1 protein-coding gene is annotated in these 12,065 nt (G+C 74.2%); it reads left to right on the top strand.

The annotated features are described in order from the left end of the window. The coding region (locus AB0J80_RS38145) for an amino acid adenylation domain-containing protein (protein ID WP_364714684.1) at positions 1-12,065 on the top strand (12,065 nt) is incomplete at both ends.

Consider the following 12,065-nt stretch of genomic DNA (forward strand, 5'->3'; position numbering starts at 1 on the left):
CTCGGCGACCTCAGCGACCGGCACGAGAGCCTGCGCACGATCTTCCCGCAGAGCGACGGCGTCGCGGTCCAGCACATCCTCGACGGCCCCGCCGGCCGGCCGCCGTTCACCGCCGTTCCGGCCGCGGCCGACGACGTGCCCGCGCTCATCGAGGAGCTCGCCGCGCGCCCCTTCGACCTGGCCGCCGACGTGCCGTGGCGGGTGTGGCTGTTCGCCACCGCCCCGGGCGAGCACGTGCTCCTCATCGTCGCGCACCACATCGCCGTCGACGGCTGGTCCACCCGGCTCCTGCACCGCGGGCTGCGCGTGGCGTACGAGGCGCGTACGCGCGGCGAGGCACCCGGCTGGGCGCCCCTGCCTGTGCAGTACGCCGACTACACGCTCTGGCAGCGGGCGGTCCTCGGCGACCCGGACGCCCCCGGCAGCGTGCTCGCCGCGCAGCTCGACTACTGGCGCGGGGCCCTCGCCGACGCCCCGGCCGAGCTGACGCTTCCCGTCGACCGGCCGCGTCCGGCCACGCCCACCTTCCGCGGCGCCACCGTGCCGGTGTCCATCGACGCCGCCACCCACGCCGCGCTCGTGCGGCTGGCCCAGCAGACCCGCTCGACCATGTTCATGGTTCTGCACGCCGGGCTGTCGCTCCTGCTGAGCCGGCTCGGCGCGGGAACCGACATCCCGATCGGCGCGGTCACCGCCGGCCGGGGCGACGCGGCGCTCGACGACCTCATCGGCTTCTTCGTCAACACCGTCGTGCTGCGCGCCGACGTCGGTGGCGACCCGTCGTTCGCCGCGCTGCTTCGGCGGGTCCGGGAGACCGACCTGGCCGCGTACGCGCATCAGGACATGCCGTTCGAGCGGCTCGTCGAGGAGCTCAACCCGGTCCGCGCGCTGAACCGCAACCCGCTGTTCCAGGTCTCCCTCGCCCTGCAGGGCGACACCCCCGGAGACGGCGAGGAGTGGCGCCTGCCCGGCGTGCGGGCCGGCCGGGTGGACGGCGGTCCTCTCGCCGCCCGCGTCGACCTGGCCCTGGACCTGGCCGAGCGCCGGGACGAGCGCGGCGCGCCGGCCGGGATCGCCGGCGTCCTGCTCTACGCCACCGACCTGTTCGAGCCGTCCACCGTCGAGACCCTGGTCCGGCGGCTGGTGCGGGTGCTCGGCACGGTGGCGGCCGACCCGGCGCTGCGGGTCAGCGACGTCGACGTGCTCGACGACGGCGAACGCGCGCTCGTGCTGCGCCGATGGAACGACACCGCCGTGCCCGCGCCGGTCGGCACGATCAGTGAGCTTTTCGAGCGGCATGTGCGCACCGCGCCGGAAAGCCTGGCCGTCCTGGGGCGCGAGCGCCGTTACACGTTCGCCGAGCTGGACGATGCCGCCACCCGGGTGGCGCACGAGTTGGCCGCGCGCGGCGTCGGGCGCGGCGACCTGGTGGGCGTGCTGATGGAGCGAGCTCCGGAGGTCGTGGCGGTGCTGCTCGGCATCGCCAAGGCCGGCGCCGCGTTCGTGCCGGTGGACCCCGCATATCCGGCGGCGCGGGTCGAGTACATGCTCGCCGACGCGGCTGTGAAGGTGGTGGTCACCGACGAGGTGGCGTCGGAGTTGGTGACGGCGCCGGTCCGCGCGGGCGTGCGGCTGCCGTCGATCGGTGCCGACGATGCGGCGTATGTGATCTACACGTCGGGGTCGACCGGTACCCCGAAGGGTGTGCTCGTCTCCCATCGCGGCATCGGCAACCTGGCCGCCGAGCTCGCCTCCCGCCTCGGCGTCGAACCCGGGTCCCGGGTGCCGCAGGTCGCCTCGCTCAGCTTCGACGTGCTCGTCTGGGAGCTGTCCATGTCGGTGCTCTCCGGCGCCACGCTCGTGCTGCCCGGCGCCGACCGGCTGCCCCCGCACGGCTCGATCGCCGAGGTGGCCGCCGAGCACGGCCTCACCCATCTCTCCCTTCCGGTGTCGACCCTGGCCACCGTGGACCACCTGCCCGCTTCGGTGCGTACGGTCGTGGCCGGGGGCGAGATCTGCCCACCGTGGCTGGTGCGCCGCTGGGCGGACCGCCGCTTCTTCAACGTGTACGGGCCCACCGAGGCCACGGTCTGCGCCACCCTCAGCGACCCGCTCGCCGACGCGGCGGGCGAGGTGCCGATCGGCCGTCCCATCGGCAACGTCCGGGCGTACGTGTTCGACGAGTTCCTGTCCCCGGCTCCGATCGGATCCGTGGGTGAGCTGTACCTGGCGGGTCCGGGGCTCGCCCACGGCTATGTGCGGCGGCCCGCGCTGACCGCCGAGCGGTTCGTCGCCTCCCCGTACGGTGAGCCCGGCGAGCGCTTGTACCGCACGGGCGACCTGGCGCGCTGGACCGCCGACGGGCAGCTGGTCTTCGCCGGCCGCGCGGACGACCAGATCAAGCTGCGCGGGTTCCGCATCGAGCCGGGCGAGATCGAGGCCGCACTCACCGCCCACCCGCAGATCGCGCACGCCGCCGTCCTGGTACGCGACAACCAGCTCGTCGGCTACCTGGTTCCGACCGAGGGCGCGACGCCGCAGCCGGAAACGGTGCGTGACTTCCTCGCCGGCCGGCTCCCCGCCCACCTGGTGCCCGCCATTTTCGTGCTGCTCGACGCGCTGCCGACGACGGCGAACGGCAAGCTGGACCGGGCTGCCCTGCCCGCGCCCGACGCCGACGGGCTCGGCGGGCGCGGGCCGCAGACCCCTGCCGAGGAGATCCTGTGCGGCGTGTACGCCGAGGTGCTCGGTGTGGACCGGGTGCCGGCCGACCGATCCTTCTTCGAGCTGGGCGGCGACTCGCTGTCCGGCATGCGGCTCGTGTCGCGGATCCGCGCGGCGTTCGGCGTCGAGATCGGCATCCGTGACCTGTTCGCCACGCCCAGCGTCGCCGAGGTGGCCCGCCTCGTGGACGGGGGACACGTCGCCGCGTACCCCGCGCTGACCCGCCGCGAGCGGCCGGTGGACCTGCCGCTGTCCTTCGCGCAGCAGCGCCTGTGGTTCCTCAACCGGCTCGAGGGAGCCGGGGCGGGCGCTGTCTACAACCAGCCGTTCGCCGTGCGCCTCGAAGGCGACCTCGACGTCGCGGCGCTCGCCGCGGCGCTCGGCGACGTGGCCGAGCGGCACGAGAGCCTGCGGACCGTCTTCCCGCAGGACGGCGGCGTGCCGGTCCAGCGGATCCTCGACGGCGCGGCCGGCCGGCCTCCGTTCGCCGTCGTGCCGACCACCGAGGCCGAGCTGCCCGGCGTGCTCGCCGGCTGTGCCGCCCGGCGGTTCGACCTGAGCGCCGACCTGCCCTGGCGGTCCTGGCTGCTGGCGCTGGGCGAGCACGACGGCGCGAAGCAGCACGTGCTGCTCCTTGTCGCGCACCATGTCGCGGTCGACGGCTGGTCGATGAGCCTGCTGGTCGATGACCTGCGAAGCGCGTACGCCTCACGGCGGCGCGGCGCCGCGCCGGCCTGGACTCCGCTGCCGGTTCAGTACGCCGACTACACACTCTGGCAGCGCGAGGTACTCGGCGACCTGAACAACCCGGACAGCGTCGTGGGCGGACAGCTCGCCTACTGGCGCGACGCGCTGGCCGGCGCCCCGCCCGAGCTGCGGCTGCCGGCCGACCGGCCGCGCCCGGCGACGCCGTCGTTCCGTGGCGCCACCGTCGACATCGACATCGACGCCGAGACGCACGCGGCGCTGACCCGGCTCGCCCGGCAGACCCGCTCGACCATGTTCATGGTGCTGCACGCCGCCGTGTCGGTGCTCCTCAACGGCGTCGGCGCCGGAACCGACATCCCCGTCGGCACGGCCGTGGCGGGCCGCGGCGACGCCGCCCTGGACGACCTGCTCGGGTTCTTCGTCAACACGCTCGTGCTGCGCGCCGACCTGAGCGGCGACCCGTCGTTCCTGCGGTTGCTGGAGCGGGTGCGGGCCACGGACCTGGCCGCGTACGCGCACCAGGACGTGCCGTTCGAACGCCTCGTCGACGAGCTCAACCCGGCCCGCTCGCTGAGCCGCAACCCGCTGTTCCAGGTCATGCTGACCGTGCAGAGCGGGCCTCCCGTCGACGACTGGCAGCTCGACGGCGTGCGGGTCCGCCCGTACGAGCGCGCGTCCGAGGCGCCCGCCCGCTTCGACCTCTCCGTCGACCTGCTCCAGCGCTTCGAGGCCGACGGCGCCCCCGCCGGGCTGACCGGCACCCTGCTCTACGCCACCGACCTGTTCGACGCGGCGACCGTGCGCGCCCTCGCCGAGCGGCTCGCCCGGGTGTGCACCCAGATCGCCGCCGACCCCAGCCTGCGGCTCAGCGACATCGAGGTCCTCGACGCCGCCGAGCGGGCACTGGTCGTGGAGGCTTGGAACGACACCGCGGTCCCGGTCGCCGACGGCACCCTGCTCGACCTGTTCGCCGGGCATGCCCGGCGCGTGCCGGACCGGCCGGCCGTGCGCTGCGGCGCCGCCGAGCTGACCTATGCCGAGCTGGACCGCCTGTCCGACGCCTGGGCCGCGCACCTGGCCGGCCTCGGCGCCGGTCCGGAGATCCGGGTGGCCCTGTGCCTGCCGCGCGGCGTGGAGATGATCGCGGCGATGCTGGCCGTCTGGAAGACCGGCGCCGGCTTCGTGCCACTCGACCCCGCGTACCCCGCCCAGCGCCTCGGCATGATCGTCGCCGACAGCGGGGCGGCGCTCGTGGTCGGCGCCGCCGAGACCCTCGACGAGATGCCGTCCGGCGGCGCAGCGCACGTCCCCTGGACGGCCGTGCCGGCCGCCCCGGCCCCGGTGGTGCCGGTGAGCGGCGACGGGCTCGCTTACATCATCTACACCTCCGGCTCCACGGGTACGCCCAAAGGCGTTGCCGTGGCCCACCGCGGCGTCGTCAACCTCGCGGCCGCCACGGTGCCGCTGCTCGACGTACACGACGGCGCGACGGTCCTGCAGTTCGCCTCGTTCAGCTTCGACGCCTGCGTCCTCGACGTCGCCCTGGCCTTCGCGGTCGGCGGCACCCTCGCCGTGGCGTCCACGCAGGAGCGCGCCGACCCGCAGGCGCTCACCCGGATGATGAGCGAGACCGGCGTCGAGGTCGCCAGTGTGGTGCCCTCGCTCATGGCGGTTCTGGACCCCGACGCGCTGCCGGGCGTGCGCAGCTGGCTGGTGGGGGCCGAGCGCGTCTCGGCCGAGCTGGGTGCCCGCTGGGCCGGCCGCACCAAGGTACGGGTCGGCTACGGCCCCACCGAGGCCACCGTCATCACCTCGACCGGTGCCGTCGACATCGCCCTGCGCGCCGACGACCCGCCGCCGCCCATCGGCACCCCGCTGGGCAACACGCGCGTCTACGTCCTCGACGAGTACCTGCGGCCGGTGCCGCCCGGCGTGACCGGCGAGCTGTACGTCGCCGGGCCGCAGCTGGCCCGCGGCTACGTGGGCCGGGCCGGGCTGACCGCGGGCGCGTTCGTGGCCTGCCCGTTCGGCGGCGACGGTGCCGAGGGCGCCCGCATGTACCGCTCCGGCGACCTGGTCCGCTGGAGCCCCCGCGGCGAGCTGCTCTTCGCCGGCCGCGCCGACGAGCAGGTGAAGATCCGCGGGTTCCGGGTGGAGCCGGGCGAGGTCGAGGCTGTCCTGACCGCGCACCCGGCCGTCGCGCGGGCCGCCGTGGTCGTCCGCGACGACCGCCTGGTCGCGTATGTCGTGTCCACCGTGGACGGACCCGAACTGCGCTCCTTCGCCGGCTCCCGGCTGCCCGACTACATGGTCCCGTCGGCGTTCGTGCGGCTCGACGAGCTGCCCCTGACCGTCAACGGCAAGCTGGACCGCGCCGCCCTGCCTGAGCCGGACGCCGCCGCGTCCGGCGGCCGTCCGCCCGCCACCACCGGCGAGGAGCTGCTCTGCGCCCTCTACGCGGAGATTCTCGGTGTCGACCGGGTCCCGGCCGATCGCTCGTTCTTCGAGCTGGGCGGCGACTCGCTGTCCGTCATGCGGCTGTCCGCCCGGATCCGCGCCGTGTTCGACGTCGAGGTGAGCATCTTCGCGCTGTTCGACACCCCGGCGGTGGAGGACGTCGCCCGGCTCATTGCGCAGAGCGGGAGCCGGGCTCGCGCCGCTCTGGTCCGGCGGGAGCGACCGGACCGGCTTCCCCTTTCGTACGCGCAGCAACGCCTGTGGTTCCTCAACCGCCTCGAGGGCAGCGACCGTGGGGCCGGCGCCGCCTACAACATGCCGCTCGCTCTGCGGCTCGACGGTGACCTCGACGTCGCCGCCCTGGCAGCGGCCCTCGGCGACCTGGCGGACCGGCACGAGAGCCTGCGGACCGTCCTCGTGGAGACCGACGACGGCGTTCACCAGGTGATCCGGTCGGGCGCGGACGGCCGCCCGGCGATGCCGGTGCTCCCGGTGGACCAAGACGCGCTGCCCGGCCTGCTGGACGCGTACGCCACCCGGGGCTTCGACCTCACCACGGACCTGCCCTGGCGGGCCTGGCTGCTCGAGCTCGACCCGGCCACGCACGTGCTGCTGCTCGTCCTGCACCATGCGGCGGTCGACGGGTGGTCGATCGGTGTGCTGGCCCGCGACCTGCAGGACGCGTATGCCGCCCGGCTGCGCGGCACGGCCCCGGACTGGACTCCGCTGCCCGTGCAGTACGCCGACTACGCCCTCTGGCAGCGCCAGGTCCTCGGCGAGTCGGACGACCCCGGCAGCGTCGTCTCCGCCCAGCTCGCCCACTGGCGGCAGGCCCTGGAAGGGGCGCCCGCCGAACTGCGCCTGCCCTACGACCGCCCGCGCCCGTCCACGCCCTCGTTCCGTGGCGCAACCGTGCCTTTCGACATCGACGCCCACACTCATGCAGGGCTGCTACGGGTGGCGCGCGAAAATAGTGCGACCCTGTTCATGGTCTTGCACGCGGCGCTGTCGGTCCTGCTGTGCCGGGTCGGCGCCGGAACCGACATCCCCGTCGGCACCGCTGTCGCCGGCCGCGACGACCCGGCGCTCGACGACCTCGTCGGCTTCTTCGTCAACACCCTCGTGCTGCGCGCCGACCTCAGCGGGGACCCCACGTTCGCCGAGGTGCTGCGCCGGGTCCGGGAGACCGACCTGGCCGCGTACGCGCACCAGGACGTCCCGTTCGAGCGGCTCGTCGACGAGCTGGCCCCGGACCGCTCGCTCAGCCGCAACCCGCTGTTCCAAGTCATGTTCGCCTTGCAGAACGTGCCGGGTGACGGCGGCGAGTGGCAGCTGCCCGGCGTCACCGTCGGCCCGGCCCGCACCACCGCCGAGGCGGCCCGCTTCGACCTGTCCGTCGACATGGTCGAGCAGCACGACGCCCAGGGCGGTCCCGCCGGCCTCCGTGGCGCCCTGCTCTACGCCACCGACCTGTTCGACGAGTCCACCGCGCGTTCACTGGCCGACCGGCTGCGACGCGTCCTGACCGTGCTCGCGGCCGACCCAGCGACGCGCATCGGCGACGTCGACATCCTCGACCCGGTCGAGCGGGCGCTCGTCGTCGACGTCTGGAACGACACCGCCGTGGCCGTTCCGCCGGCGACGGTTCCCGAGCTGTTCACCGCTCAGGCGGCCCGGACGCCGTCGGACGTGGCGGTACGCTCCGGCCCCGACGCGCTGACCTACGCCTCGCTGGACGCGTTGTCGGACGCCTGGGCCGCACATCTCGCGTCGCTCGGCGCCGGTCCGGAGATGCGGGTGGCGCTGCTGCTGCCGCGCGGCGTGGAGATGGTCGTGGCGATGCTCGGCGTGTGGAAGGCGGGCGCGGCGTTCGTACCCCTCGACCCGGCGTATCCCGCGCAGCGCCTCGCGATGATCGTCGCGGACAGTGGCGCGGCCTTCGTGCTGGGCACGGCGGAGACCCTGGCGAAGCAGCCGCGGGGTGCGGCGCGCATGGTCCCGTTCGACACGCCACCGCCGGCCGCCGCCCCGGCTGTGAGAATCGAGCCGGAGTCCCTCGCCTATGTGATCTACACGTCCGGATCGACCGGTACGCCGAAGGGCGTGGCGGTCGCGCATCGTGGCGTGGCGAACCTGGCGTCGGTGATGGGCCCCGTCCTCGGCGGGGGTACGGCGACGCTGCAGTTCGCCTCGTTCAGCTTCGACGCGTCGATCCTCGACGTAGTCGTGGCGTTGACCAGCGGTGGGACCCTCACGATCGCCTCGGACGAGGAGCGGGCCGACCCGCAGGCGTTGTCCGCGATGGTTCGTGACAGCGGCGTCGAAGTGGCGAGCGTGGTGCCGTCGCTGCTGTCGGTTCTCGACCCGGCCGAGGTGCCCGGCGTCCGCAACTGGGTGCTGGGCGCCGAGCGGTTGTCGGCCGAGCTGGCCAACCGCTGGACCGCCCACACACAGATGTGGAACACCTACGGGCCGACCGAGGCCACAGTCATCACGACGACCGTTCCCCTTCCGCGGAACCTGGAGGCGGCGCCCGCGATCGGCGCCCCGATCGGCAACGCCCGCGTCTACGCGCTGGACGAGTTCCTCAACCCGGTGCCGGTCGGCGTCACCGGTGAGCTGTACATCGCCGGTCCGGGCGTGGCGCGCGGCTACCTCGGCCGGCCGGGTCCGACAGCGGCGTCGTTCGTGGCCGGTCCCGGCGGATCGCGGTGGTACCGCACCGGCGACCTGGCCAAGTGGGACCCGCAGGGCAATCTGCGCTTCGAGGGCCGCGCCGACGAGCAGGTGAAGATCCGTGGCTTCCGGGTGGAGCCGGGCGAGATCGCCGCGGTGCTGGAAGCCCGCGAGGACGTGTCCCAGGCGGCCGTGGTCGTACGGGACAACCGCCTGGTCGCCTACGTCGTGTCCGCTGCCGACGGCTCGGCGCTGCGTGACCACCTGGCAGCCCGGCTGCCGGACTACATGATCCCGGCGGCCTTCGTCGCGCTCGACGCCCTGCCGCTGACGGTCAACGGCAAGCTGGACCGGGCCGCGCTGCCCGCCCCGGACCCGGCCGGCGGGACCGGCCGGACGGCGGCCACGCCGCTCGAGGAGCTGCTCTGCGGCCTCTTCGCCGAGGTGCTGGGGCTGGACGAGGTCGCAGCGGACGCGTCGTTCTTCGATCTCGGCGGCGACTCCATCATGTCGATGCTGCTGGTCTCCAAGGCCCGCCGCGCCGGCTTGTCGATCACTGCCCGGCAGGTTTTCGAACGCAGATCCGCGGCCGGCCTCGCCCTGGTCGCCGAGATCACGGACGAGGCCGCGGTCCAGCCGGCGGGTGACGCGCCTGTCGGCGACATCCCGCTGACGCCGGTCATGCACGAGCTGCTCGGCCGTACCGGTCCGGAACGCGCCGGCGACGCGGCCCTGTCCACCCTGATGATCACGCCGGCCGGCGCGGACGCGACGGCCCTGACCGGCGCGGTCCACGCTCTGCTGGCCCACCACGACATGCTGCGTGCCCGCCTCGGAACGGACCGCCTCACCGTCCCCGAAGCGGACACGGTCGCGGCCGGCGACTGGCTGCGCCGGGTCGACATCACCGACCTGGACGACACCGAGGTGACGGACGTCGTCCGGGAGCAGACCCGGGCCGCCGCTCACCGGATCGACCCGCTCGCCGGGGTGATGGTGCAGGCGGTGTGGTTCGACGCCGGCCCGGACCGGATGGGCCGCCTGCTGCTGGTGGTGGCGCACCTGGTGGTGGACGCCGTCTCCCTGCGGATCCTCGTACCGGACCTGGCGGAGGCCTACGCGGCGCTGGCGGCGGGCCACGAGCCGTCGTTGCAGTCCGTGCCCGTGTCGTTCCGGCACTGGGCGCGCCGGCTGACCGTCGAGGCGGCCGGCGAGACCCGCCGGGCCGAGCTGCCCCACTGGCTCGACCTGCTGCGCGGAGCCGAGCCCGTGTTCCCGGCCGTGGGCGGCGACCTGACCGGCCCCACCCGCGACGCCTCGGTCCGGGTGCCCGCGGACGTCACGTCGGCGCTGCTCACCAGCATCCCGGCCGCGGTGCACGCCGGCGTCGAGGACGTGCTGCTGACGGGCCTCGCGGCGGCGGTCCACGGCCGCCGACCCGGCGCCTTCCTGGTGGACGTGGAGGGCCACGGCCGGAGCAGCGCCCTGGATCTGTCGCGAACGGTGGGATGGTTCACCAGCAGCCACCCGGTGCGCCTGGACGCGGGCCCCTGGGACCCGGCGAACGCGGGCACCGCGCTGAAGCGCGTCAAGGAACAGCTGCGCGCGGTGCCGGGTGACGGCCTCGGTCACGGCCTCCTCCGGTACGCGAACCCGCAGGCTCGCTCGGAACTGACCGGGCAACCGGAAGCTCAAGTCGGCTTCACCTATCTGGGCCGGTTCCCCGGCGGCGCCGCCGGCGATGCACCGTCGCGGGAGGAGCCCTGGCAGGTGGCGTTGCAAGGCATCGGCGATCCTGACGCCCGGCTCGCCGCGCAGCACCGCCTGGAACTCATCGTCGTCGTCCACGACGAGCCCGGCGGCCCCCGCCTGACCCTCACCGCGACCTGGCCCGACGGCGCCCTGACCGAGGGCGACGCCCGGACGCTGCTGGAGGCCTGGGCAGGGGCCCTGTCGGCGCTGGCCACGTCGGACGCGAGCGGCCATACGCCGTCGGACTTCCCGCTGGTGGCGGTGAGCCAGGCCGAGGTCGAAGGTTTCGAGGCGGCGGCGGGTGACGCGGGTCTGGTTCAGGTGTGGCCGTTGTCGCCGTTGCAGGAGGGCCTGCTGTTCCACTCCCGTTATGACGAGCGGGGGATGGATGTCTACATCGAGCAGCTCGTCTTCGGTGTCGAGGGTGATCTCGACCCGGAGGCGTTGCGGGCGGCGTGGCAGGCGGTGGTGGATCGGCACGAGACCCTGCGTGCGGCCTTCCCGCAGCGCGACTCCGGGACACCCCTGCAGGTGGTGTGGGGTCAGGTGGAGGTGCCCTGGCGCCAGGAGGACGTGTCCGGGCCGGACGAGGCCGAGGCGCTCGCGCTGCAGGAGCAGACACGTCGCTTCGATCTCGCGGTCCCGCCGCTGCTCAGGGTGCTGCTGCTGAGGTTCGCCCCGAACCGGTGGCGGATGGTCGTCACGCTGCACCACATCCTGCTCGACGGCTGGTCCCTGCAGATCCTCGCCCGCGAGCTCGAGGCCGCGTACGCGGCGGCCGGCTCCGCCGCCGACCTGGCACCGGTGACCTCCTACGGCAGCTACCTCGGCTGGCTGGCCCGCCAGGACAGCGCGGCGGCTCGCGAGGCGTGGCGCGGTGAGCTCTCCGACCTCGAGGAGCCGACGCTGGTCGCACCCCTGGACCACGGCGCCGCGCAGACCTTCCCCGAGGTCCTCGTCGCCGCCGCGGGACCCGAGCTCGACGCCGCGCTGCGGAAGCTGGCCCGGGCACACGGCGTGACCGTCAACACCGTCGTCCAGGTGGCCTGGGCCGTGATCGTGGGACTGCTGACCGGCCGCCGGGACGTGGTCTTCGGTGCCTCGGTGGCGGGCCGTCCGGCGGACCTGCCCGGCATGGAGAGCATGCTCGGGCTGTTCATCAACACCATCCCGGTGCGGGTGCGCTTCCAGCCGGGTCAGACGGTCGCCGAGGTCCTCGCCGACGTACAGGCGCGGCAGAGCGCGCTGATGGACCACCAGTACCTGAGCCTCAGCGAGGTCCAGCACCTCGGCGGCCCGGGCGCATTCTTCGACACCCTGCTGGCCTTCGAGAGCTTCGGCGCCGGCGCCGGCCCGGCGAGCCCCGGCACCACCGTGCGGTTCGCGCCGGAGCCGGGGCGGGAGGCCATCAACTACCCGTTGGCGCTGGTCGCCGGCGCTGACGCCGAGCTGATGCTGCGCCTGAACTACCAGCCCGACCGGTTCGACGCCGCTGCGGGTCAGGCGGTCCTGGGTCGCCTGCTGGCCGTCCTGGCGCGATTCGCGGCGGCGCCGCAGACCCGGGTGGAGAACCTGGACCTGCTGCTGCCCGGCGAGCGTGCGGCCGCAGGTCCGGTGGTGGACACGCCGTCGGGCACGTTGCCGGAGTTGTTTGCGGCGCAGGTGGCGCGGACGCCGTCGGCGGTGGCGGTGGCGGGTCGGTTCTCGTATGCCGAGTTGGATGAGGTGTCTAAGCGGGTCGCCCACGA

This window comes from Actinoplanes sp. NPDC049548, assembly GCF_040676695.1.
Lineage (GTDB): Bacteria > Actinomycetota > Actinomycetes > Mycobacteriales > Micromonosporaceae > Actinoplanes.